16 protein-coding genes are annotated in these 25,313 nt (G+C 63.9%); 7 read left to right on the top strand and 9 right to left on the bottom strand.

What is annotated here, in order from left to right; all coding sequences use genetic code 11:
- The first annotated feature begins 238 nt into the window (after positions 1 to 238).
- Complete coding sequence (locus ACVJGD_RS05770) at positions 239 to 829, top strand: hypothetical protein (RefSeq protein ID WP_456633447.1); 591 nt, start codon at positions 239 to 241, stop codon at positions 827 to 829.
- 197 nt (positions 830 to 1,026) lie between these two features.
- Here ACVJGD_RS05770 and ACVJGD_RS05765 read toward each other — a convergent pair whose 3' ends face one another.
- The 3 genes from ACVJGD_RS05765 to ACVJGD_RS05755 all read right to left on the bottom strand — a co-directional run bounded on the left by ACVJGD_RS05765 (position 1,027) and on the right by ACVJGD_RS05755 (position 1,870).
- The gene (locus ACVJGD_RS05765) at positions 1,027 to 1,167 is read right to left on the bottom strand and encodes a hypothetical protein (RefSeq protein WP_456633446.1); all 141 of its coding nucleotides are present in this window, start codon (positions 1,165 to 1,167) and stop codon (positions 1,027 to 1,029) included.
- 157 nt (positions 1,168 to 1,324) lie between these two features.
- The gene (locus ACVJGD_RS05760) at positions 1,325 to 1,552 is read right to left on the bottom strand and encodes a hypothetical protein (protein WP_456633445.1); all 228 of its coding nucleotides are present in this window, start codon (positions 1,550 to 1,552) and stop codon (positions 1,325 to 1,327) included.
- A gap of 132 nt (positions 1,553 to 1,684) precedes the next feature.
- Positions 1,685 to 1,870: a hypothetical protein gene (locus ACVJGD_RS05755; RefSeq protein ID WP_456633444.1), complete on the bottom strand. Its 186-nt coding sequence runs from the start codon at positions 1,868 to 1,870 to the stop codon at positions 1,685 to 1,687.
- A 129-nt stretch (positions 1,871 to 1,999) separates the two neighbouring features.
- On the opposite strand from ACVJGD_RS05755, the gene ACVJGD_RS05750 reads away from it, so the two are divergent.
- Together ACVJGD_RS05750 and ACVJGD_RS05745 are read left to right on the top strand one after the other, a co-directional pair.
- Complete coding sequence (locus ACVJGD_RS05750; RefSeq protein ID WP_456633443.1) at positions 2,000 to 2,869, top strand: GNAT family N-acetyltransferase; 870 nt, start codon at positions 2,000 to 2,002, stop codon at positions 2,867 to 2,869.
- A 719-nt stretch (positions 2,870 to 3,588) separates the two neighbouring features.
- The gene (locus ACVJGD_RS05745) at positions 3,589 to 5,373 is read left to right on the top strand and encodes a CYTH and CHAD domain-containing protein (protein WP_456633442.1); all 1,785 of its coding nucleotides are present in this window, start codon (positions 3,589 to 3,591) and stop codon (positions 5,371 to 5,373) included.
- A gap of 18 nt (positions 5,374 to 5,391) precedes the next feature.
- Here ACVJGD_RS05745 and ACVJGD_RS05740 read toward each other — a convergent pair whose 3' ends face one another.
- A complete protein-coding gene (locus ACVJGD_RS05740; RefSeq protein ID WP_456633441.1) occupies positions 5,392 to 9,111 on the bottom strand; it encodes a YhdP family protein in 3,720 nt (1,239 codons plus the stop codon).
- A 240-nt stretch (positions 9,112 to 9,351) separates the two neighbouring features.
- On the opposite strand from ACVJGD_RS05740, the gene ACVJGD_RS05735 reads away from it, so the two are divergent.
- Both ACVJGD_RS05735 and ACVJGD_RS05730 read left to right on the top strand, forming a co-directional pair.
- The gene (locus ACVJGD_RS05735) at positions 9,352 to 10,056 is read left to right on the top strand and encodes a peroxiredoxin (RefSeq protein WP_456633440.1); all 705 of its coding nucleotides are present in this window, start codon (positions 9,352 to 9,354) and stop codon (positions 10,054 to 10,056) included.
- A gap of 99 nt (positions 10,057 to 10,155) precedes the next feature.
- A complete protein-coding gene (locus ACVJGD_RS05730; protein WP_456633439.1) occupies positions 10,156 to 11,511 on the top strand; it encodes a peptidoglycan DD-metalloendopeptidase family protein in 1,356 nt (451 codons plus the stop codon).
- A gap of 14 nt (positions 11,512 to 11,525) precedes the next feature.
- Here the strand turns inward: ACVJGD_RS05730 and ACVJGD_RS05725 are convergent, their stop codons facing one another.
- A complete protein-coding gene (locus ACVJGD_RS05725) occupies positions 11,526 to 12,743 on the bottom strand; it encodes an ABC transporter substrate-binding protein (protein WP_456640187.1) in 1,218 nt (405 codons plus the stop codon).
- A gap of 169 nt (positions 12,744 to 12,912) precedes the next feature.
- Here ACVJGD_RS05725 and ACVJGD_RS05720 point away from each other — a divergent pair, with 169 nt between their 5' ends.
- A complete protein-coding gene (locus tag ACVJGD_RS05720; protein WP_456633438.1) occupies positions 12,913 to 15,099 on the top strand; it encodes a carbamoyltransferase C-terminal domain-containing protein in 2,187 nt (728 codons plus the stop codon).
- Here ACVJGD_RS05720 and ACVJGD_RS05715 read toward each other — a convergent pair.
- From ACVJGD_RS05715 to ACVJGD_RS05700, 4 genes are all read right to left on the bottom strand, one after another.
- Positions 15,079 to 15,993 (bottom strand): DMT family transporter, encoded by a 915-nt coding sequence (locus tag ACVJGD_RS05715; protein WP_456633437.1) that lies wholly within the window; start codon positions 15,991 to 15,993, stop codon positions 15,079 to 15,081. The two genes, ACVJGD_RS05720 and ACVJGD_RS05715, sit on opposite strands and share 21 nt — an antisense overlap.
- A 106-nt stretch (positions 15,994 to 16,099) precedes the next feature.
- Positions 16,100 to 17,231 (bottom strand): peptide chain release factor 2 gene (gene prfB, locus ACVJGD_RS05710; RefSeq protein WP_456633436.1). Its coding sequence is split into 2 segments (ribosomal slippage): positions 16,100 to 17,161 and positions 17,163 to 17,231, totalling 1,131 coding nucleotides; the frame shifts between segments, so codons are not numbered across the junction.
- A gap of 105 nt (positions 17,232 to 17,336) precedes the next feature.
- Positions 17,337 to 19,823 carry a penicillin-binding protein 1A gene (locus ACVJGD_RS05705; protein WP_456633435.1) on the bottom strand — a complete coding sequence of 829 codons (2,487 nt, stop codon included), beginning with the start codon at positions 19,821 to 19,823 and terminating at the stop codon, positions 17,337 to 17,339.
- Between the two features lie 241 nt (positions 19,824 to 20,064).
- Positions 20,065 to 21,360: an N-acetylmuramoyl-L-alanine amidase gene (locus tag ACVJGD_RS05700; protein ID WP_456633434.1), complete on the bottom strand. Its 1,296-nt coding sequence runs from the start codon at positions 21,358 to 21,360 to the stop codon at positions 20,065 to 20,067.
- Between the two features lie 760 nt (positions 21,361 to 22,120).
- On the opposite strand from ACVJGD_RS05700, the gene ACVJGD_RS05695 reads away from it, so the two are divergent.
- Positions 22,121 to 25,279, top strand: a complete 3,159-nt coding sequence (locus ACVJGD_RS05695) for an Rne/Rng family ribonuclease (RefSeq protein ID WP_456633433.1) — start codon at positions 22,121 to 22,123, stop codon at positions 25,277 to 25,279.
- Positions 25,280 to 25,313: the final 34 nt, after the last annotated feature.

Below are 25,313 nucleotides of genomic sequence, written 5' to 3'. Positions count from 1 at the left end.
GGCGTTCAATATCGCCACTCCCGGCCCGTCGAACACGTTGAACTGCGATCTTCCACATATGTCACGCTTATGAATCGCGACGGCAATTCGTCTCGATTTCCTATCAACCCGCGCACATGACCCGGGCTAGCGCATCGCCATCTGGTCGAACATCGCGCGAAGTCTGAAAAGAGCCCCTTCACTTTTGAAAGCAGATGCGAAGGGAAGAGCCCTGCACCGGAGACGACAGGAGGCAACCATGGCCAAGCCCGATCGCAATGGGATTTCCGCGCGGTTGTGGAGGGTCCCTGGGCAGTTGCTGCTGGCGCTGATCAATGCCACGGCGATCCTGGTGATTGTCGCTGCGATTCTTGCACTCGTCGCGATGGCGCGCATCAATCATTTTGCCAAGAACGTCGCGGCGACGATGACAGAGGCCGTGCTGGCGAAAGTCGATCTGCCGCCGAAAGACGTGCTGGCGAATCTCCAAAACCTGACGGCGGAAGTCCGCACGCTTGGCAACTCCCTTCGGGACATCAAGGCAGGAGAACACCCGGCCCTTCGATCGGAGATCGAGCAACTGAAGGAGGCACTGACCGTGTTGAATATCAGCGTCGACCGGCTGGCAAGCGCAGGATCGATCCTGACCGACGAGGCGATTGAGCAATTGGGCCGGACGGTTACCGACGCGCTGATGAAGCTGAGGGATTGCTCTTCCGGCGCGCGCCAAGTGACGCCTCGCCGTACACTCGGAAACAAGACGGTTGCAGCATGGGAGGAACAAGCGCCAATGAAATTTGGTCTACATCAACGCCGATCCGGATTCTCCTCGGCGGTGTATCTAGAATGATGACATCACACTATCTCACTCGGGAAACAGACATGGAGGCAGCGTCCACAACTTAGGCGAAGCGGCATAAACAAACGAGACGAACCAAACGGCTTCGATTTAATGGCCGCATCGATGAGCCCGCGAGGACGTCGGCCGGGTCGATGATTGCGCCGCACACGCATACGAACGGCGAGTCAGGCGACGTGCAACACTGTTCAAAACAGAAAGAAGGTCCCGATCAGGATGCCCGCGGCAAAGGACCAAAGCCCCAAGGTGCAGGCTGAAACGACGCGGACGAGGTTGCGAAGCTGCTCCTCGTGCTCCTCTTCCGCCGTCTTATGGAGCTGAGCCGTCATTGGCGCTGCCCTGCCCATGCTTTGCTCGACACGCGTCGGATTTACGCCCCAAATCATGGTGAAGGCGGGGCATTGGCCCCTGCAGCGATGCCGATGTTGTGATCAGGCTTGATGCCGAGCCGTAGGCGGGCGAGGCGTTAACGAGGTTTGTTTCGACTTAAATAACGGCCCCGGCCAGCAAGAAGGCCGCGCCGAGCGCGATCAGCACGAGTCCAGGCCAATTTGATTTGATTTCAAAGCCGCTCGCCGGTCTTTCAGGTTCCAGCGTGTCGCGGTCTGAGCCAAGCCGCCTTCCACCGCTTAATCGGCCTCGCCAGATTGGCTGAAACGCCATCTGGAGTACGCCGCCGAAAACAAGGAGCACACCAAGCCATATGAGGGTCATGCTCGCCTCCTGCACCGGTGAACGCCGAGAGGTTGCACCGCCGAGAACCGTCGTCCATTCGACGTCTGGCCGCACGTGGATGCGGATCACGCTCTCCGACGCTCAGGCTATGCCAATCCCAGAGTATCCTGCTTAGTCTTCGTCCGGCTCGCGCACGACCGGCGGTTCGTCGGTTTCGTTCTCTTCGTCGTCTTGTTCTTCGTCCTCGTCCTCTTCGTCGTCATCATCAGGATCTCGGGGCGGCATCGTGTTGCCCATGATCGCGAACACACGCCAGTCGATCCTGGTGGAAACTACCTTGGAGATTTGTCGGGTCATGTCGTTGCTCCTCGGATGTGACCCTGGGGGATTTTATCCCTTTTCGGTGTTGGGTCAGACACGCACGGGGGTGAAATTTCCATTTCACCAGCGTTGCCGGTAGCAACTCACTCGTGCTGATATCGGTTCATGAGTCCATCCGTACCACCGCCCGCCGCGAATGGCCTGCGCATCCGGACGATGCGGCCGGACGAGATCTCGATAGCCGTGAACTGGGCGGCGGCCGAAGGCTGGAATCCGGGCCTCGCAGACGCCACCTGCTTCGCCGCGGCCGATCCGGAAGGCTTCTTCATCGGCGAACTCGACGGCGCTCCGGTCGCGACCGTCTCCTGCGTCAATTACGATGAGAGCTTTGCGTTCCTCGGCTTCTACATCGTCCGAAATGACTTGCGCGGCCGTGGCTACGGTCTGCGCATGTGGAACGCGGCGATTGCGCACGCTGGCCGTCGTGTGATCGGGCTCGACGGCGTGGTGGCGCAGCAGGACAACTACAGGAAATCCGGGTTCGAGCTCGCTTATACCAACGTCCGCTACGGCGGCACCCCCGTGGCCCTGGATGCGCCGCAGGCAAATGTGATCACGCTCACCGACGTCCCGTTGGCGACTGTGGAGGCGGATGACGCGACGGTGTTTCCGGCTCGGCGCACCGCGTTCCTGCGCGCCTGGATCGGCGCGCCCGGTCATGTCGGTTGCGCGCTCGTGCGCGATGGCGAGCTTGCCGGATGGGGCGTGATCCGTCCGTGCCGGAACGGCCGCAAGATCGGCCCGCTGGTCGCCGACGACCGCGCCAGCGCCGAGGTGGTTCTATCGGCTTTGCTGGCCCGCGTGGGCGACGGCGAGATATTCCTCGACGTTCCCTGCATCAATGGCGACGCGGTCGCGTTGGCGCAAGACTTGGGCCTTGCGCCGGTGTTCGAGACCGCGCGCATGTATACCGGCGCGGTGCCGCCATTGCGGCTGGAGCGGGTATTCGGTGTCACCACCTTCGAGCTGGGATAGCGCGTCTCGCTCTCAGACGATCAGTTGATCCAGCGATGGCATCCGCGTGGTGTATTCGTCAGGAGACAGCCGACATGGTGGAAGCTCGAGCGCGGTTTGGCTCACAGCCAGACTCGGACGTCGTGAACCCCGCAAGACTTGGTAACCCCGCAAGACCTGGTCTTCCTTCTCCAGAGAGCGACGTGGCTCAGCCTTTGACTGGCTTCCTGCGCGGCGGAGCGATCGGAACATGCTGCGTGGTGCTTATTGCGATCTGCGGTGCACCATCCGATGCGTGGCTCCTTAGCGTTTCCAATACCAGAAAAAACTTTTCGGCAAGCATAGCGTAAACCTCGCTGACCTTTGTGTTTCCGGATTTCAACGAGTCGAATTGGCAAACAATTCAACCACTCGCATCGGATGGCGGCAAATGGATTCGCGCTGCAGAGTTAGGCTTTGGGCGGCTTTCCTCGTTTTGCGCCCGGCTCCGCCGAGCGGTGAAAGCTCGGTCCGGCAGCATCCAGCGTTGCAAACCTGGGACATCAACCATCTTCCTGAGCCGCGACGGTGCGTCGGTTCCATCGAGAGGACCGGACTGAAAGCTTCGGGAGCGGAGATCCCGGCTTGATCTGGCTCACTCACAGACCGATGATCTCTCCAGCTAGATTGAAGTCGTTCTTCCTTTTGGATCGCGCTGCGATGTGTTATCGAATCGTCATCCAACCGTCACACAATCGTAGATGTCAGAACCCGACACGCCGACGCCCGCCCGGGAAAGTGCACGCGCCGTGCCCGGGCTCGATAGCGCCCCTGCCCCGCAGGACAACAAGAGACTGGAAAACTCTGTTGCCTCCGGGCAACACAGCGTCGCGGAACCCCGTTCGCAGGAGCCGCCGAAAACTCTCCTTGATGAGCCGCAGCTTCCTGAAGCGCAGCGTCACGGCGATGCAACATCGGAAATCGCAGCGCAAGAGGTTGCCACGTTTCCCGGCGGTGAGATCGAACTCAAGCTTCTTGTCGATGCCGATCGCATGGCGGATTTCAACGCCGCTCCGATCATCGCGACGAATGCACGCAGCAAGGGCACGCGAAAGCACCTCAAGTCCGTCTATTACGATACGCCCGAGCGGACACTGAGACGACACGGATTGAGTTTGCGGGTTCGCCAGAACGGCGCGCGTTTCGTGCAGACCGTGAAAGCCGAATTCGCAGACGATCCGCTCCGTCGCGGCGAGTGGGAGGCGAACGTTCCGTCGATTGCTCCCGATGTCGAACTGGCGATGCCTTTCATCCCCGCCAAGCTTCGCTCGGATCTCAGACGTCGTCAGCTCGAGGCGGCCTTCACCGCTGATATCCACCGGCACGCGCGGATCGTTGAGCTGCCATCCGGAACGATCGAGGTCGCTTTCGATCAGGGATTGCTGAAGTCGGGCGATCGATCGATGCCCGTGAGCGAGATTGAGTTGGAGCTCAAGGATGGAAGCGCCAGCGCAATCTACGACCTCGCGCTTCGTCTCGCGGACTATGGGTCAGTGAGACCGTCAATCCGCAGCAAGTCGGCGCGCGGCTTTGACCTTGCGGCCGAGACGTCGCCAGCCCTGCGGAAGCCGCGAAAGCTTCGCCTCGACCCATCGATATCCCTCGATGAGGCCTTCGCAAAGATTCTGCGCTCCTGCCTTCACCATCTTCTTGGATCTCTGGCGGCCGCCGAGGACGGTCGCGATCCAGAGGGGGTCCATCAGCTTCGCGTGTCGCTGCGCCGCCTTCGCGCGGCCCTGGATTTGATGAGATCCGTTGGACCGTTGAGCAACCTCGACTCGCTCCGGTCGGAAGCAAGATGGCTGGCGCAAAACCTTTCCGCCGCACGTGATTGGGACATGTTTCAACGGGGAACGCTGCCGACTATCGCGCAGGCCTGTTCCTCGGTCGCGGGCTTTGATGCCCTGGAACAGGTCGCAGAGAAACGCCGGTCAGCCGCCTACGAGAAGGTACGTCTCGCGCTGGCTGACCGTCGATGCTCATCTTTCCTGATCGGTCTCGGCGGTTGGATTGAGGCTAGGGGGTGGCGTAGCGACGTCGCTCCCGAAGATCTCGGACGACTGGCCGAGCCTGCCATCAACTTCGCCGGACACATCCTGTCGGATCAGTATGCAAGGGTGCTCAAGCGCGGCCGCCGCTTCAAGTCGCTTCCGGCGGAAAAGCTGCATCGCTTGAGGCTCGCTGCAAAGAGACTGCGTTACGTCGCCGACTTCCTGTTACCGCTGTATGGAGACCGCAAGTCCGTCAGGCGTTTCTCTCGCAGCCTGGCCGACTTACAGGAGGAACTTGGTTCCTTTAACGACATGGCGATCACCGACAGCCTTTTCGCTGAGCTCGGTGGCGAGCTCTCGGAGAGCGGCACAGCGACAGCCGCGATCGCCGGCTGGCAGGCACATGCATCGATCGGCGTTGCGGCACGCCTGCGAGACACGTGGCAGGATTTCAGGAAAACGAAAGCACCGTGGTTGCGGGCAGCAGAGGCGTAGTCGGCTAAGCCACCCCGCTCAGTTGTTCGGCGGGAATTCTATCTGGTTGTTCTGCTTGCCGGTGTTGAACTCGAAGATCTTGCGCAACACACCCGGCGCCATCGCCGATATCGGGTTGACGCGCAGTACCGGTTGCGCCGGTGTCCCCACAACCTCGTAGGTCACGCCGATCAGGCCCTCGTTGCTGCCGCCGCCGAGGAACAGGCCGAGTACGGGCAACTGGCCGAACATGTTGTTCAGCCCGTACATCGGCACGAACGTGCCGCTCATGCGCACCTGATTGACGATGTTGTCGATGCTGCCTTCGATGGTTGCGCCGATCGACGGCCCCTTCACGACGCCGTCGCGGATCGTGAGCAGTCCGCTCTGCCGCGTGAACTCGGCGCGCAAGGCGCTGAAGGCAACGCCGCCCGTCGTGCCGGGCGACCCGCCAGCCGCGATGCGGTCGAGCTCGGGCTGGCCTTTGACGTAGAAGTCGCGGATGTTGATCAGCCCCTCCTTGGGGTTCGGCTCCGCTGCCGGCGGCTCCATCGCGAGCGTGAGCTGACCGCCCACGATCTTGGAATAGAAATCGGTGAAGCGGAAGAACGCGCCGGCGTCATTGGTCTGCAGGTAGACCACCTCGCGCCCCTGCTGGCGCCCGCGCAGATCCGCAGTGACGGGCGTATCGCGCCCGATCTTGCCCGTCAGCGCAAAACTCTTGATGGCGCCGTTGCGCTTGGACACCTTTGCATCGACGCTGCGCAACGCTTCGCCGTTGAAGCCGGCAACGGCGCCGAGCTTGAGGTCGATGTCGTAATCCATGTTCTTGGTCTTGTTCTTGGGGTCGTCACGCCCCGAAATCGCCGTGCGAAGGAAGCCGCGGCCATCGAACACATCGCCGCGCATGGAGACCTTCAGGACACCGTCGGGCCCGCGGTCGGCGCGCAGCGTGGTCTTGTCGCCTTCCGAAGGCGAATAGGTCGGGAAGTTGACGTTCATGAGATCGCCGTTCTGGTCGATCTCCACCGATCCCTTGATCGAGGAGCCGGCGCCTTCGGCCACGATGTCCTCAAAGCGTGTCGATTGCGGCTTCTGCACCACGTTGAAGGTGACCTTGCCCGACTTGCCTGATGACTTGACCCAGCCGGGCAGGACATTATCGATCCTGAGCTGGGTGAGATCGGCCTCGACACCGAGCTTGCTGTCGTGATCGCTGCTGTTTGCGATCTTGCCCACGACCTTGACCGGGATTGAGCCGCTCACCGCGGAGCCAAGGTCGAGCCCGAGCCGCGCGCGACCTGCGTCGTCGAGCGTCGACTGCAGGCGGATGTCGGCGTCGCCCTCGCTCGGCTTGCGGTAATCCAGCGAGGCTGGCTGCCCGCCGATCTTGACGTCGCCCTTGACCTGATAGCCCGCATTGTTGGCGACGACCTTCAGCGCGTTGGCCTCGAGCTTCTGGTTCATCACCAGTTTGTCGATCGCGACGCCGCCGAGATCGGCGGTGACGGCGTAGGTGGTGTCCTCCTTGGTCAGCACGCCCTTGACCGGCAGGCCGAGATTGATGATGGCCGAGACGGTTCCCTTGCTCGCATTGGGATCGACAAACGTCGTGCCCGACACATCGCTGAGGCGGTCGGAGGCGAGGATTTCGGCGCAGGCCGGCACCGGACAATCGACGCGGAATCTTATCTTCGCCGGCGAAGGTTTCGGCACCATATCCGGGACTTCGAAAGAGAAGTCCGACAGCGTGATCTTGCGCCCGCCCGGCGTGTCGGCGATGCCCTGGGTAATGTTGACGGTGGCAGTGCGGCCGGTCACCCGCGCCCGCAAATCGGCATCATGAACCACGGGCAGCTCGTCCACCGGACGCACCGTCACACCGCTCGCGACGATGTTGACGGCAAGCCCTTCATCCGGGATCGGAGGCCCCTTGCGCGACAGGTTGCGCACCGGCGAGTTGACGCCGACCTCGATGCGCTGGAGCGTGCCGCGTTCGATCCGCTCGATCACCCATTCGCGCAACTCCGGCACGATCAGGGCCGGCCAGATCCGCTTCAATGCCGAGGCCGACATCGGCGTGCCCGCAAAACCGAGCTGCAGCCGCGGCTCGGCGGAATAGTCGATGCTGCCGGTGCCGGCGATGCCGATCTCGCCGTTGCTGATATCGGCCTGCGTCAGCAGCACGCGCTTCTTGTCGGTGTCGAAACGAAAGCCAACCGCGATGCGGTTGAAGATCAGCGGCGGCTCGTCGTCGATGCCCGCGAGCAGGATGGTGCCGCCGCTGAGGCCAAGCTGCCAGTCGTTGATATCGTCATTCGGCGGCTCGAGATGGGCAAGCAGCGTGACCCGGTTGGCGCCGGAGATGACCTTGAACGGCGCCAGCAGCACGCGGCGTCCGGCGTCCCATTCGACATTCACTTCCGCCGAATCGATCGCCATCGGATAGTCGGGCGTATCGGTGTCGATCAGGTTGCCGGCGCCGGCGGTGATCTTGCCGCGGAAATAGGTCGGCAGGCCGTCGCGGCCGAGTTCACCCTTCAGTTCGCCGGATAGCGGCAGCTCGGCGTTATAGGTGAGGTCCTTCACCCTGAGCGCGAGCAGGATATTGGCAGACGGCAGCTTGTCGGCGCGCAGGTCGACCGAGCGCACGCCGTCCTTGAGCGGCCCGACCGCGACACGCAGCGACCACGGACGGGCGCCCTCTTCACCGACGCTCAGCGCCACGCCGCCGCTGCTCGGCCGCCGCAGGCTCAGGCTGATATTCTCGAAGGTCCATTTGCCGCCGCGCTGCTGATCGTCGACGATCAGGTTGCCGTTCTTCAGGCCGATCTCGTTGAGGTTCTGGCCGTCGAGGCCGGTCATGCTGAGGCTGTCGAGCCAATCGAGACCGGCGAGCAATCCGCTCTGCGTGCTCTCGGGCGGTGCCGGGACGCTGACGGACGGCGAGGACGGCGGCGATAGCGGCCCCTGCGGGGGGGCCGGGCGCGGGAATGTCGGCGGCAGGCCCGCCTCATGCTTGGACGCGACACCGGTCGCGAGCGGCTTGGCGGTGTCGCCGGCGGAAACGGTCACGTAGCCGTCCGGCGTGATCCGGATCGCCAGCTCGGCATCGACGAGGTTGAGGCTTTCGGCGCGGAGCTGGCCCATCAGGAGCGCGGTGCCGGACAGCTTGACCTCGGCTTTCGGCGCGCTGGCGACGATCGCATGGTCGCGGTCGCGCACGATGATGTCGCGGATGCGCACGGCGATTCGGACATGGCCGGCGCGCTCGATCTGAGTGCCGCCGACCTCGACCGTGTTGCCGTGGCCGATATTGTCCTCGATCGCAGCCGCGAGCCACGGCGTCGCCATGTCGAGATTGATCGGCCCTGCCCCCAGCCGCCACCACAGCGCGCCAAAGCAGCCGATGAAGATCACCGCCAGCACACCAAGCACCAGCGCGATGCGCTTGACCCAGCGCGCGCCGTGAACCGATCGCTGCGTAGCGCCGAAGAAATCGCCGATCCGATGCAGGCTGGTATCCGAGCGCGACAACAGCCGCCGCGCGCGACGGCCGGCCGCCTCGTCCTGCTCATCCCAGCCGATCTCGTCGTCCCAGCCGCAGTCAGGGGCGTCGGCACGCGAATTCGGGCTGTGGCCTTGGAGCGATCCTTGGGACGACGAATTCCTTGCCATTGCCTCTCGGTGCAGGCGTTGAGGTTGATCGCCGCCCAAGGCGCGCCCGTCGATCCGTATCGAGCGCTCCTGTGCCGGCATCGCTGCCAATCCTCGATTAATACTGTTACTCGCCGTCAGCCCCAAGTGAACATTTGAGCGAACATTTGAGCGAACTTTCGAAGGCCAGGTCGGCGAGCGGATAGGTGACGCGTCGAAATCCTTGTGACCATACTCCGCCGCCATCAGACTTGCCCAGCAGTCGGCGCAAATCCGATCGCCGGGGACAAGACCCGCACTGATTCAATGGTTGAGCCCCGGAAAGCGACGAAAGGAAGGCGTATGTCCAAGAAAACGCGCAAGAAATCCTCCAAGACCACAGCCAAGTCGTCCCCGGCCAAATCGTCTCGGCCTAAGGCTGTCAGCAGCAAGGCCGTCGCATCGGTCAAGCCGCCCGCGGCAAAGGCGCGCAAGGCGGTCGCAAAGAAATCCAGCAAGGCGGCCAAAGCCGCTCCCGCGAAAGCGTCCCACAAGGACGCATCGAAATCGTTAAAATCCGCTGCACCGGCCGCGACCAAATCGACAGCCCTGGTCGAGGGCGCCAAGGCGCCCGACTTCCACCTGCCCCGTGACGGCGGCGGTGAGGTTTCACTCACCGACTTCGCCGGCAAGAAGCTGGTGCTGTTCTTCTACCCGCGTGCCGACACGCCCGGCTGCACCAAGGAAGCGATCGATTTCACGCGGCTGAAGGATGCGTTTGCCGATGATGGCACCGAGGTCCTCGGCGTCTCCGGCGACACCGTGAAGGCGCAGGAATCGTTCAGGAACAAGCATCAGCTCGCCATTCCGCTTGGTTCGGATGAGCAGCACGAGATGTTGGAAGCCTATGGGGCCTGGGGCGAGAAATCCATGTATGGCAGGACCTTCCTGGGGATTCTTCGCACCACGGTTCTGGTCGATGCCGACGGCCGGATCGCCAGGATCTGGCGCAATGTGCGGGTCGACGGCCATGCCGACGAGGTCCTGGCCGCCGCGCGGTCGCTCTGATCGACCAGGTTCCGTTTCCGGAAAATTAACCATGACCGGCTCAAATCGCTCCCGAACTGAGGCCGTACGGAACTTGATCCGACCGGCGCGGGAGTGCCGATGTCCTATCGTTCCGGTCACCATTTCGACCATCACCAGCAGCACCATCATCCACGAGAGCACGGGCGGGCGTCCCCTCGCCGCCCTGCTCCCCACGCTGCAGCCGTCGCGCAGCCGGCGAACGACTATACCTTCGCGCATGCGGGCAAGCAGGTTCGCATTGGTCCGGTCCTGTTCTGGGCTGCGGTCGGCTCGGTAGTCCTGCTCGGCATTTGGTCGGCGGCGACCGCGACCTATTTTGCGTTCCGCGACGACGTCCTGACCCGGCTGCTCGCCCGCCAGGCCGAGATGCAATTCGCCTATGAAGACCGGATCGCGGAATTGCGCGCCAAGGTCGATCGCACCACCAGCCGGCAGCTCCTGGACCAGGAGCAGTTCGACCAGAAGCTCGAACAGATCATGCGCCGGCAGACCGCTCTCGAGGCCCGCGCCACCGCGCTGGGTTCGATGCCGGATGTCGCGACGACCGGCTCGATCCGCCCGCCCGCGCGCAATGCCGCACCGGAATCGGGGGCAGCGCCCAAACCCTCGCCGATCAGCGACACCGTGATCTTCGTGGCGCCTCCGGATCGCGAGGCGCGACTGGAATCGCGCGCCCCGATCAAGCCGGCGGCGCCGATGAATCAGTTCGCCAAGCTGCAAGGCTTCGACAATGTCCTGGTCCGCCTCCAGACCTCGCTCGATCAGGTCGAGCGGCGCCAGATGGCGGCGCTGAGCTCCGCCGAGGAGACCATGGAATCGCGTGTGCGCCGGATGCGCGGCGTGATCACCGATCTTGGCCTGGACATGTCGCAACTCGAAGCCGCGACCCCGCGCTCGGCCATCGGCGGTCCCTTCGTGCCCGTCAAGCTGCCCGCCGACGCCGGTCCGTTCGAGCGGCAGCTCAACCGCATCAACATCACCCGCGCGCAGATGCAGCGCTTGAATGCGACGCTGACGCTGGTGCCCTACCGCAAGCCCGTGATCGGCGAAGTCGAGTTTACCTCGGGCTTCGGCGTCCGCACCGATCCCTTCCTCGGTCGCCCGGCGATGCATACCGGCCTCGATTTCCGCGCCGCGATGGGCGATCCGGTCCGCGCCACCGCCAACGGCAAGGTGGTGTCATCAGGTTGGGCCGGCGGTTACGGCCGCATGGTCGAGGTCGATCACGGCAACGGCCTCTCGACCCGCTACGGCCATCTGTCGGAGATCAACGTCAAGGTCGGCGAAACCGTGAAGATCGGCCAGGTGATCGGCGCCGTCGGCTCGACCGGCCGTTCGACCGGCCCGCATCTCCACTACGAGACGCGCATCGACGGCGACGCGGTCGACCCGCAGAAATTCCTGCGCGCCGGCGTGCGCCTGAGCGCCGGCTGACGTGCCACGGACATTCAGCGCGAAGCCTCGTGGCCGACCTCGCCAGTGATGACGTCGCCGAACAGCTCCCAGGCCTCGCCGTTGAACCGCATCAGTTGCATCTGCTCGATCGGGAAATAGTCGTCGGGAGAGGTATTGACCATGATGCCCGGCAGCATCAGGTCGGAGTGGAAGTTCTTCAGGTTCGCAGCCTGCTTCATGACATTCTCGCGCGTAAGATTGTCGCCGCACTGCTTTAGAACCTGGGCCATCGCCTGCGCCTGGACATAGCCATAGACATTGTTTGCATTGGCCTTGTCTCCATCGGGATAATACTTGTCCATGAAGGCTCGCCAGGCTTTCACGCCGGGATCGTCCTTCCAGGTCGGATCAGTCGGATCCTTCAGGTAGGCCGTGGAGATGATGTCTTTCGCGTATTGCAGGCCGGCCGGCTTCAATACCGATGCGACCGAGGTTGCGGTGTTGGCGAGAAAGAATTTCGGCTTCCAACTGAGCTCGCCGACCTTGCGGATCGCCTGTGCCGAGCCCTTTGGTGCGGCCCAGGAGAAGAAGATGTCAGCACCTGAATCGTGCAACGCAACGATCTGGGAATCGACACTGGGATCGCTCACCTCGTAAGATTTGTCGGCGATAATCATGTTGGCCTTATCGCCAAGCCCATCCTTCAGGCCCTTGAACTGATCCTTGCCGGCGTCGTCGTTTTGCCAGAACACGGCGATCTTGCTGTTTGGAAAATGCGTGAGGATGTATTTGGCGTAGATCCTCCCCTCGCTTTGGTAGTTGGGTTGAAAGCCCATGGTCCACGGAAAATTCTTCGGATCGCCGAATTTGGTGCCGCCGGAGGCGACGAATAGCTGCGGCACCTTCTTGGCGTTCATGTATTTCATGATCGCCGAATTGGAGGGCGTGCCGAGCGGCTGGAAGATCAGGAGCACTTCGTCGCTCTCGACCAGCTTGCGCGCCTGCTCGATCGCTTTCGGCGGGCTATAGGCGTCGTCATAGGAGATGAAATTGATCTTGCGTCCGTTGATGCCGCCCTCGGCATTGACCATGTTGAAATAGGCGGCTTCGGTCTTTCCGATCACGCCGTAGGACGACGCAGGCCCACTATAGGGCATGATGTTGCCAACCTTGATCTCGGTATCGCCAGCACCGGGGTCGTATTTCTTCTGGGCGTTGGCCGCCGTCGCGAGGGCCATTGCGACGGCAAATACGGTCTGCACCACAAGCATCTGCGTTCGAGGCGGCATTGTTTTCTCCCTTTTCAATTTTGTTCTTTTCGATTTTTGTTTTTGCCCGAGTGTTGCAAGGCTTCGGCCACCCTGCAAGGACGCGCTTATTCCGCGCGACGAAACGGCATTGTTGCGCAGCGCCAATTGTGATTGATGCTGGCGATCACCAATGACAGGGGCGCCCGACTTGGAACCGAACACGCGAATTGGTCCGCGACATCGCAGGCTCGCCGCCGCCGGCTTTCGTGCCGCCCGATGGCTGGCGGCGAAGACGATGGGAGCGGCCGGCTTCCATCAGCTCGGCTCCGAGTTCGCCAACGCGCGGATTGCCGCCGTACGCAACAAGCTCGCGCGCGGCGAGACCGTTTATCTTGCGGGCCTCGGCGCTCCCGGCACCCACAATTCGGGCATCGCACTGGTCGAGGTGACGCAGCAGAACGGCCCGCGCCTGATCGTCAACAACGAGGAAGAACGCTTTTCCGGCAACAAGCACACTACGGAATATCCGGAAAAATCAATCGACGCCATTGTCGCGACGCTGCGAGACATGGGGCGCGATATCGGCGCGATCGATGCCTGGCTGACGAGCTGGGACTATCCGACGCTCGCCGGCACGCTGGCGCGCTCGGTGCTGGAGGAGTTGCCGCAGAGCCTGAAACTGCTTCGCACCACGGAGGCCGCCGGCTTCGACAGCCGCCGCCTCGAGCAGATGACGCGAACGCCAAAGATTCTCGCCCGCCAGCTCAAGGTTTCCGAGCGCGTCCCTTTGATCTGCCTGCCCCACCACGACAACCATGCCTGGTTCTCGTTTGCGGCTTCCCCGTTCAAGGATGACGGCGAGCCGGTCGCCATCGCCGTGCTCGACGGCACCGGTGATCTCGGCTCGGTCTCGCTCTATGTCGTCGAGAACGGCGCGATGCGCCGGCTCTACTGCAACGAGAGCATGTTCGATTCACTCGGCGCTTTCTACAGCGTGATCTCTTCGACCCAGGGCGGCTGGACCTGGCTGTCCTGCGAGGGACGCTACATGGGCGCGGCGGCCTGGGGCGATATGAGCCGATCGAGCAATCCCTATTATCGGCGGCTCCGCAAGGTGCTGCATCTCGGCGCTGACGGTGAAGTCTGGCTCAATCGCGCGATGGCGAATTGGTACTGCGACCCGTTCGATAATCCCTACAAGGCCGCGTTGACCGATATCCTCGGCGAACCGCTCAGGCCGGATCAACTCTGGAATCCGGATGCGGTGCTGCGCGTCGAGGACATCAAGCACCGCCCCGACACCCAGGACCGTCTCGACAAGGCTGCCGCGACGCAACTCGTGTTCGAGGACGCGATGATCCATGTCGTGGATCATCTGTTGCGTGCGACCGGCGCGCACCGGCTGGTGCTGACCGGGGGCGTCGCGCTCAATGCCGTCGGCAACATGCGGCTGATCGAGCATTTCGATGAGACATGGTTTGCCAACGCGCAGGGCCGGCGCACGCACTTGCATCTGTGGGTGCCGCCGGTGCCCGGCGATCCCGGCGTCACCATCGGCGCCGCCTGGCTGTTCGCGCATCTCGCTGGCGCACCGCGCGGCGCGCCGATGACGCATGCGTTCTACTGCGGCACGCCGCCGGCCTCTGACGACATCGCGGCCGCGCTGAAAGCGGACGACATCGCCTCGCAGCGGATCGGCGACATCTCGACGCCCGAGGGACGCGACGCCATCGCCGACCTGATGGCATCAATGGTGGCGCAGAACGGCGTCATCGCGATCTATCAGGGCGCGGCCGAGACCGGGCCACGCGCGCTTGGCCATCGCTCGATCCTCGCCAACCCCTGCGATCCCGACACGCGTGAGCGGCTGAATGAACGGGTGAAATATCGCGAGGCGATCCGACCCCTGGCGCCGATGGCCACGCTGGAGGCGGCGCAATACTACTTCGAACTGCTGCCGGGCGCCTCCGACGACGACTACAACGCCTATAACTACATGGTGCTGACGGCGCGGTCGAAGCCGCACGCGCGCGACAGGATCCCGGCAGTCATCCACGCCGATGGCACCGGCCGCATCCAGATCGTACGCGAGAAGGACGATCCCCTCACCTACGCCTATCTCAAGGCACTCGGCCGCCGCATCGGTGTCGAAGTGTCGGTCAACACGTCGTTCAATGTCGCAGGTCCCATCGCGCAGACGCCAAGCCAGGCCATCGAGACGCTGCGCCGCTCCAAGGGGCTGGACGCCGTCATCATGGTTGCAAGCGATGGGACCGTGTACGCTGCGTGGCACGGTGGCGAGCGCGATAGCGGACGGTTCACGGGGTGGCATTCGCAATGGAAGGCCGAGCTTGGCCTATCGCCGCAGGAACTCTAGCGCGCGCCCATCGATCAGGAGCAGCGCACTGCCGATCACCAGTGCGCCCGCGATCTCGCGCGGCGAAATCGGCTCGCCCAGCACGACGCAGCCGAGCAGGATCGCGGTCACCGGAATGAGCAGCGTCACCAACATCACATTGGTCGCGCCGGAACGTCTGAGGATCTGGAAGAAGACGATGTATGCGAATGCCGTCGACAAGCCCGCCAGACCAAGCACGGCAAGCCACGTCGCAACACCCGGCATCGGCAATTGCCACGGCCGCTCGATCGCGCCGGCGACGATCGCCATCACAGCCGTCGAGGCCAGCATCTGGAACGCCGCCGTTCCCAGCGGCGGTGAATTCGACAGCCATCGCCGCGCGATCAGAGCGGACAGCCCATAGCTGAAGGCTGCAGCGAGGCAAAGTACGATGCCGATGGCCTGGCCGCTCACTTGTTCAATCCCCGCGCCCCGGAGAATAATGACACCGGTCAGCCCGACAACGACGCCTGCGATCCGCCGGGCGTGCAGCGGCTCTTCTCCGGCCGCCGCCATGACGACCACAGTGAACAATGGCGTGGTCGCATTCAGGATCGAGGCCAATCCGCTTGAGATGAGGGTCTGTCCCGTCACGATCAGCGAAAACGGCAGCACATTGTTGAACAGCGCGATCGCAAGGAATGGCATCCAGGCCGCCGCATTGTTCGGAAAGCTGACCCGGTACACGCGCAGCAGCGGCACCAGGATGGTGGCAGCGATTGCCACGCGCAGGAACACGAGAGTCAGCGGCGGCAGTTCGCGCAAAGCCGCGCCGTTAAAGAAGAACGAGCCGCCCCAGAGCATCGAGAGCAGCGCGAGCAGCGACCAGTCTCTCGCGTCGATCCGGGTGTCGTGGAAAGCATCGCGTTTCATGTCGGTGACCCACCGGGCACCTACCTCGCAATCGCGGACTTTCCCACCCGATTTCCGACCAGCGCGTCGGCTATTCCGGCCACGATACGACTTCTCTCACCGTCGCCTAGTCGACATCCTCGATCGCGCCGGCCGTGGTGCCGAAAGCCTTTTGCGCCAGCGTTGCCGCCATGAACTCATCGAGGTCGCCGTCGAGCACGCCCTCGGTGTCGGAAGTCTGCACGCCCGTGCGCAGGTCCTTCACCATCTGGTAGGGCTGCAGCACGTAGGAGCGGATCTGGTGGCCCCAGCCGATATCGGTCTTGGCGGCCTGATCGGCGGCCGCCTGCTCCTCGCGCTTTTTCAGTTCGATCTCGTAGAGCCGGGCGCGCAGCATGTCCCACGCCTGCGCGCGGTTCTTGTGCTGGGAGCGGCCGGCCTGGCAGACCACGGCGATGCCGGTCGGGATGTGAGTGAGGCGCACCGCGGATTCGGTCTTGTTGACGTGCTGGCCGCCGGCGCCGCCGGAGCGCATGGTGTCGGTGCGCACATCCGACTCCTTGATGTCGATCTTGATGCTGTCGTCGACCACTGGAAAGATTGTCACGCTCGAGAACGAGGTGTGGCGGCGCGCATTGGAATCGAATGGCGAGATCCGGACGAGGCGATGCACGCCGGCTTCCGTCTTCAGCCAGCCATAGGCGTTGTGGCCGCTGATCTGGATGGTGGCGGATTTGATGCCAGCCTCTTCGCCCTGGGATTCCTCGAGAAACTCGACCTTGAAGCCATGCTTCTCCGCCCAGCGCGTGTACATGCGGAGCAGCATCTGCGCCCAGTCCTGGCTCTCGGTACCGCCGGCGCCGGCATGGACTTCGAGATAGGAGTCGAACTTGTCGGCCTCGCCTGACAGCAGCGCTTCCAGCTCGCGCCGGGCGACTTCCTTCTTGAGGTCCTTGAGCGCCTTCTCGGCTTCCGCGACGACGCCTTCATCGTTCTCGGCCTCGCCGAGCTCGATCATGCCGACATTGTCTTCGAGCTCGCGCTCGACCTTGCTGATGCCGGACAGCGCATCCTCCAGCGAGGTGCGCTCCTGCATCAGTTTCTGGGCTTTCTGGGGATCGTTCCAGAGATCGGGATCTTCGGCGAGCTTGTTCAGCTCGGCCAGCCGTGCCGTCGATTTCTCGACGTCAAAGATGCCTCCTCAGCAGCCCGACCGACTGCTTGATCTCTTCAACAAGGCGTTCGACTTCCGCGCGCATGGTCTTTCTGGTCTCAATTGTGATGCTAGCGATGTAGCGGCCGAAGCGCCGAAGCGCAATCCGCCGCGACTTCTTTACCCGTTGATGATCCGGAACTTCAGCCCGCTACCACAGCCCGCCCGGACGCATGATGGCACCGGGATCGGGCGCGGCGGCCGGTGCCATCCGTCCCTCAGCGTCAGCAACCCCGATCGCGGAGTAATTATCCGGCGGCGCCGTGCCCGGCTTGAAGGCCTCCAGGATAGTGCGTCCACCATCGCCGGGGCCAGCCCGCATGCCGCTCTTGGAATCGACACGGACGAGCTTGATGCCGGCCGGGATCTTGAACGGCGTCGCCGGCTTCTCCGCCAGCGCGAGCTTCAGGAAGTCGCGTGCGACCGGCGCAGCCAACGCGCCACCGGTGGCTTTGCGACCGAGATTACGCGGCTTGTCGTAACCCAGATAGACGCCGACCACGAGATCCGGCGAGAAGCCGATGAACCAGACGTCCTTCTCGTCGTTGGTGGTGCCGGTCTTGCCGGCGATCGGCTTGCCGACCTCCTTCACCGCCGTGGCGGTTCCGTACTGGACCACGCCCTCCATCATCGAGGTGATCTGGTAGGCCGTCATCGGATCGAGCACCTGCTCGCGGCGATCGACGAGTTGCGGCTCGGGCTGGTTCTTCCATCCTCCGGGCGCGTCACAGCCGCGGCATTCGCGCTGGTCATGCCGGTAGATGGTGTGACCGTAACGATCCTGGATGCGGTCGATCAGCGTCGGCTTCACGCGGCGGCCCCCATTGGCGAACATCGAATAGGCCGTGACCATCCGCATCACCGTGGTCTCGCCGGCGCCGAGCGCGTAGGAGAGATAGTTCGGCAGTTCGTCATAGACGCCGAAGCGCTTGGCGTATTCGCCGATCAGGGGCATGCCGATGTCCTGCGCCAGCCGCACCGTGACGGTGTTGAGCGAGCGCGCCAGCGCATTGCGCAGCGTGGTCGGACCGTAATACTTGCCGGTCGAATAGTTCTCCGGACGCCAGACGCCCGCCCCCTGCCCCTGGTCGATTTCGATGGGCGCATCGACCACCACGGTGGATGGTGTGTAGCCATTATCGAGCGCCGTCGAATAGACGATCGGCTTGAACGACGAGCCCGGCTGCCGATAGGCCTGGGTCGCACGGTTGAACTGACTCTGGTCGAACGAGAAGCCGCCGACCATGGCCAGCACGCGGCCGGTCCAGGGATCCATCGCGACCATGGCGCCGGAAATCTCCGGCAATTGCCGCAGCCGGTACTGGCCCTCCACTGCCGTGCCCTCCTTGGTGACCAGGGGGTCGGCATAGATGACGTCACCGGGCGAGAGCACCTGGGACACCGCCGTTGGCGTCCGCCCGCGCGCCGGACCGGAAGCCGCCTTGGCCCAGCGCACGCCGTCGAGCGTGATAATGCCGGTCTGCCGCTGCTTGCTGACGGCGCCGCCGAGTTCGCGGCCGGGCTGGAATCCGATCCGCGCCGACTGCTCGCTGGTCTCGAGCACCACCGCCATCCGCCACGGCGAGATATCGGAGAGCGATTTGACGTCGGCGAGCTTCACGCCCCAATCGCCGGAAACATCGAGCTTGGTGATCGGGCCGCGCCAGCCCTGCCCTTCGTCGTAGTTGACGAGGCCGGCGGCCATGGTCTTGCGCGCCATCACCTGGATCTTCGGATCAAGCGAGGTGCGCACCGACAGGCCACCCTCGTAAAGCTTCTTCTCGCCATAGCGCTCGAAGATGTCGCGACGGACTTCCTCGGCAAAGTATTCGCCGGCGAAGGTGTGCGCGCCGTTGCTGCGGTTGGTGACGACCAGCGGCTCCTTGCGCGCCTTGTCGGCGTCGGCCTGCTTGATCCAGCCATTTTCGAGCAGGCGGTCGATCACGTAGTTGCGGCGCTCGATCGCGCGGTCGCGGTTGCGCACCGGATGCAGCGCCGCCGGCGCCTTCGGCAGCGCGGCGAGATAGGCAGCTTCGGCGACGGTCAGTTCATTCACCGACTTGTCGAAATAGACCAGCGAGGCTGCCGCGACGCCGTAGGCACCAAGGCCGAGATAGATCTCGTTCAAATAGAGTTCGAGGATGCGATCCTTGGAATAGGCGCGCTCGATGCGCATCGCGAGCAGCGCTTCCTTGATCTTGCGCGAGAACGAGACCTCGTTGGTGAGCAGGAAGTTCTTGGCGACCTGCTGGGTGATCGTCGACGCACCTTGCGGCCGGCGGCCCGAGCCATAGTTCTGCGCGTACAGCATCGCGGCGCGCGCCATGCCCTGGAAGTCGATGCCGCCGTGCTCGTAGAAATTCTTGTCCTCGGCCGCGAGGAAGGCGTTGATGACGAGCTTGGGCACCGCCTGGATCGGCAGATAGAGCCGTCGCTCCTTGGAATATTCACCGAGCAGCGAACCGTCGGACGCATGCACCCGCGTCATCACCGGCGGCTCATAGTCCTGAAGCTGCGAATAGTCAGGCAGGTCCTTGGAGAAATGCCAGATCGCGCCTGCGACGCCGGCTACGCCAACCAGGAACACGACGGTCCCTGCGGCGAACAAGAAACCCATGAACCGCACCAGCAAGCGCATTATCGAAGTTCCGTTCCAACCCTATTGTGCCGGACCAGCCGGCGACAGTTCCTCGTTGCGAATGCGTCCGGCTCTAACAGCCTGCCGGTGCTTGAGGCGAACAACGCAGCGCTTCGCGGACGAAATCGGCTGATTCCGCGAGGCCCTCAGCCAATTCCCTATACCGTTGCCGCTGTGGCCAAACTAGGGCCTCCCGGTTCCAAGCCGCGCCTTTTCTCGGCCGTGTCACTTCCCCGCGGAGTCACTTGTCCGGTGTGGCTGTTGCGAGTCGCTTGGCGAAAAAGGCATCAATGGCCTGCAGCATCGATCCGACCGCCTTGTTGCGCCAGTTCTCCGATACCAGGTGCTCCAGGTCGCCCTTGTTGGAGACATAGCCGAGTTCGACCAGGACCGAGGGCACGTCGGGCGCCTTCAAGACCCGAAAGCCCGCCGATTTCAGCGGACGCTTGTGCATCCGCGCCGTGGTCTTCATCTCCGACACCAACAGCCGCGCAAAGCGGTTGGAGAATGTCTTGGTCTCGCGGCGGGCGAGATCGATCAGGATATCGGCGACCTCTGTCGGCTCATCGGACAGGTTCACCCCGGCGATGGCGTCCGCCTTATTCTCGGCTTCCGCCAGCCGCTCCGCTTCGGCGTCGGAGGCCTTGTCCGAGAGTGTGTAGATGGTGGCGCCCTGGGCATCGCCCTCCCGGCGCGGCAGCGCGTCGGCATGGATCGAGACGAACAGCGCCGCCGACTGGCTGCGGGCGACTTTGACGCGGTCGTTCAGGGGGATGAAGGTATCGTCGGTACGGGTCATGACGACCCGGTATTTGCCCGACTTCTCGATCCGGTCGCGCAACGCGAGCCCGAAGTCGAGCACGAGGTTCTTTTCCATCTCGCCGTTCGACTGGGTGCCGTTGTCGATGCCGCCGTGGCCAGGATCGATCACGATCAGGGGCCGCGAATCCGGCGGCTCGCCCGGTTTTGTGGCGCCCGCGGCGTCAGCCGGCGCCGCCGCCTTGGCATCCGCAATGGTCGGCTTGAGCTCCGGCCGGTCTTCCGGCGCGAGTTGCTGGGTGAAGGCACTGCGATCGACCTGCTCCAGTTCCAGGACCAGGCGGGGCGGCTGGCCGTTGGCCGCGTCCAGCACATAGGAATTGGCGATCTTTGCCGGACCCGTCAGGTCGAAGACGATTCGCGAACCGCCCGGCATCACCAGCCCGTAGCGGAATGCCTTCACCAGCCCGCGCCCGGTATTGCCGGTTCCGGAGGGAAGGTGGAACGTTACCTGGGGAATATCCACGACCACCCGGTAGGGATCGGCCAGCGTGAAGGCGCGGAACTGGATCTTCTTGTCGAGGTCGACGATAAATCGGGTCTGTTTGGCGTCTCCGGCCAGCCGGGCATCGGAAACGACAGGAAAATCGGTGCTTACAGAGGGGTTTGGCGGCGTTTCCTCAGCCGTGCTGGGAACAACGACAGGGCCGCACAACAGTGCTGCGGCGCACAATAGCCCGCATCCCAGTAAAACCCGTCGATTTGCGCGGTCCGCCACGATTCGGCGCCCTCCGAGCCGTCGTCATACCGCATTAGAACCACAGGGTTAACGAGACCATAATACCGCGCTTGCTAAATGGTTCGAGTGTTGCCCCGCCGCGACGCTCCCTTGCGTGCGGCGACCAATCCACGTATGTACGGAGTGCTGACGGCTAATACTCCCGGTTGTGTCGCGTTCAGCCTCCCGGTGCAGCGGTGGAACCTTCAAGCCCGAAGGAGCCAGCGTGTTTTCCCGGTCCCTCCCCAGCCAGCGCTGCGCGCGGCTGACATGGAGTGGCGGTTTGAGCCCGAGCGGCGTCCGGTCCCAGACACATTCTGTGTGGCAAGGGGCGGTTTGAGACACGGCAGAACTGATTATTCGGCCCTGGAGCATGATCCGGAAAACTGGATACCGGTTTTCCGAACAGATCACGCTCAAACAACGGGCCGGATATGCGATTGGCCGGCGAGCGCGTTCGCGCCGCGCCGGGCCTTCAGCGAAGGATGCGGCGGTATTCTTTGCCGCCAAAATATGTTCAGACGGGCCAACCGCTTGATGCGCCAGACTGTGTTGCCGACCAACAGCCCCCAGACAATCGCGACTACGCGAGGCGAAAGCTCCGCACGCCGCGTTGTTCCGGTGGGCACGGGCTCGGCACGGCGCTCCGATTTGCGTTTTGGCCTTCCCCTCACCCCCGAATCAGGTGGACCGTCGCGTCACCGGGCGGCGCAATTTGCGCGCGCCATGCTACGCGCCCGCCGCCTTCAAGAGCTCCAAAATGCCCAACAAGATGTTGATCGATGCCACCCACCCGGAAGAGACCCGGGTCGTCGTGGTCCGCGGCAATCGCGTCGAAGAATTTGATTTCGAGACTGCCCAACGCAAGCAACTGCGCGGCAATATCTACCTCGCCAAGGTGACGCGCGTAGAGCCGTCGCTGCAGGCGGCGTTCATCGAGTATGGCGGCAACCGCCATGGCTTCCTTGCCTTCAGCGAAATCCATCCCGACTATTACCAGATCCCGGTCGCCGACCGTCAGGCGCTGATCGAGGCCGAAGAACGCGCCCATCGCGAGGCCGAGGAGGAGAGCGAAAGCCGGCCTCACCGCCGCCGCTCGCGCCACCGCAATGCCCGCCGCCGCGGCCACGGCGAGCGCGTGCAGAGCGAGGTCGTCGAGAGCGCCGAACCGCTCGATCCTCAAGCCGATGAGGATCACGCGCTGCATGCGGAGGCCGGGCAGCACGACCTTGGCTCCGAAGCGCATGAACACCACGAGCCCGAAGCACACCAGCATCCTGAGGATCACCACGAGTATCCCGACGATCACGACCGTCATGACGAGCACGATCATGGCGGGCGCGAGCGCGGCGAGCACGAACATGCTCATGACGACCATGATCATGCCCCCGCTCTGAGCGAAACCGCCACTGCGGAAGCGCAACCCGACCCGGTTGTCGCCGCGGTCGAGGCATCGGTCGCCGCTGCCGCTCCCGAGGTCGGGGCCGACATCGAGGTGAGCCACGAGCCCGAACGTGCCCGGGAGGAGCGGGTCGAGGAAAACACCGCCCACGCCGAGGATGCGGAACACACCACGCCGCCCAGCGAGGAGCATCCTGTGTCCGACGAGCATGCCCCGGCGGAACTCGCCGTGGGGGCTGCGCCGCACGACGAGCATGGCGCCGAGCCGCTCGGCGACGAAGCGCATGACGATGAGGACGACGAGGAAGGCGAAGACGGCGAAGAAGAAGAAGAGGAAGTCGTCGAATCCGTCGGCGGCGACGACGTGCTCGAAGAGGTGCCGGAGCGTACGTTCCGGCCGCGCCGCCAGTACAAGATTCAGGAAGTCATCAAGCGCCGGCAGGTGATGCTGGTGCAGGTCGTCAAGGAAGAGCGCGGCAACAAGGGCGCGGCGCTGACGACGTACCTCTCGCTCGCCGGCCGCTACGCGGTGCTGATGCCCAACACGGCGCGCGGCGGCGGCATCAGCCGCAAGATCACCTCGGCCCAGGACCGTTCGCGGCTCAAGGAAGTGGTGCAGGATCTCGACGTGCCCGAGGGCATGGGCATCATCCTGCGCACCGCCGGCGCCTCGCGGTCGAAGCAGGAGATCAAGCGCGACTTCGAATATCTGATCCGCATGTGGGAAACCGTGCGCGACCTGACCCTGAAGTCGCAGGCCCCTACCCTCGTCTACGAGGAAGGCTCGCTGATCAAGCGTTCGCTGCGCGACCTCTACAACAAGGAGATCGACGAGATCATGGTTGCCGGTGAAGCCGGCTACCGGGAAGCGCGCGATTTCATGAAGATGCTGATGCCAGAGAACGTGCGCGCGGTGAAACAGTACCGCGACGGCCAGCCATTATTCTCGCGCATGGGCGTCGAGAGCCAGCTCGATGCGATGTTCTCTCCGACCGTGCAACTGCGCTCCGGCGGCTACATCGTCATCAACCAGACCGAGGCGCTGGTCTCGATCGACGTCAACTCCGGCCGCGCCACCCGCGAACATCACATCGAGGACACCGCGCTCAAGACCAATCTCGAGGCGGCGGAGGAAGTCGCGCGGCAGTTGCGCCTTCGCGATCTCGCAGGCCTGATCGTCATCGACTTCATCGACATGGACGAGAAGCGCAACAACCGCGCGGTCGAGCGCAAGCTCTCGGATTGCCTGCGGCAGGACCGCGCGCGCATCCAGGTCGGGCGCATCTCGCATTTCGGCCTGCTCGAGATGTCGCGCCAGCGCATCCGCGCCAGCGTGCTCGAGAGCTCGACCGAGCCCTGCCCGCATTGCGGCGGCTCCGGCCATGTCCGCTCGGTTTCGTCGGTGGCGCTGCAGCTTCTGCGCGGCATCGAGGAAATCCTGATGAAGGGCGCAACCCACAATCTCGTGGTGCGCACACGCACCGACGTCGCGCTCTACGTCCTCAACCACAAGCGCGGCCATCTGCGCGATCTCGAAACCGCCTTCAAGGTCCAGATCTCGGTGGCGGCGGACGCGACCGTGAGCGGCCAGCAGTCCTACATCATCGACCGCGGCGAGCAGGTGCATACGCTGGAAGCCGCCAAGGCGCTGCTCGCGGCGCAGGCCGCGTCCGCGCCGCCTCAAGTCGAGGAGTCCTATGACGACGAGGAGCCGTTCGACATCGAGGCGGAGATCGAGACCGAGGAGACGGAAGGCCTGAGCGACGAAGCGGGAGCTGGCGAAGAGGCCGAGGGGCCGCGGCGCCGGCGCCGCCGGCGGCGGCGCGGCCGCGGTGGCGGCGGCGAAGCCCGCGAAGGCGGTGTGCCGCGCGAGGATGGCGAGGCTTTGCCGCTTGCGCCCGAGACCGCCGACGGCACCGCCGCCGAGGAAGCCGAGACCGATGAGGACGAGAGCGAAGAGCAGTCGGCTTTCGCTCGTGACGAAGGCCAGAGCGGCGAACGGCGTCCGCGCCGGCGTGGACGGCGCGGCGGACGCCGCCGTCGTGGCGGCGGCCAGGGCGCAGATGAGGGGCTTGCCGCCTCGATTGCCGACGAACTCGGCCCGCGTGCGGAGTCGGAAGCAACGGAGGCTGTCGCCGATTTCGACGGCGGTTGGTCCGAGCCTGCGCAGACATTGGTTCAGCCCGAGCCGGCGTTGGTACAGCCCGAGCCGGTCGCAGAGCCCGAACTGCAGCCGGCCGAGAGCTCCCAGCCGGAGCCGGTGAGCGTCGCCGCGCCCGAGGAGCCCGCGCAGGAGAACGATCGTGCGACACGTCGCCGCTCGACCGTGCGCGAAAAAGTGAGCTTCGCCTCCCATGCCGAGCCCACGCCCGTCGTGGTGCAGAGCGAGGCCGAGCCGATTCCAGAAGCAGCAGAACCCGCTCCCGCGGCGGTCGCAGAGCCCGCCCCTGCTGCAACCACCGAAGCCCCGCCGCGCAAGGCCGGCTGGTGGTCGCGCCGCTTTGGTGGCGGTGGCTAGACCAGAGCATGATCAGATCGGACTAAATCTTCAC

The sequence above is a fragment of the Bradyrhizobium sp. USDA 10063 genome (assembly GCF_054063735.1).
This window is presented reverse-complemented; position numbering and strand designations above follow the sequence as displayed.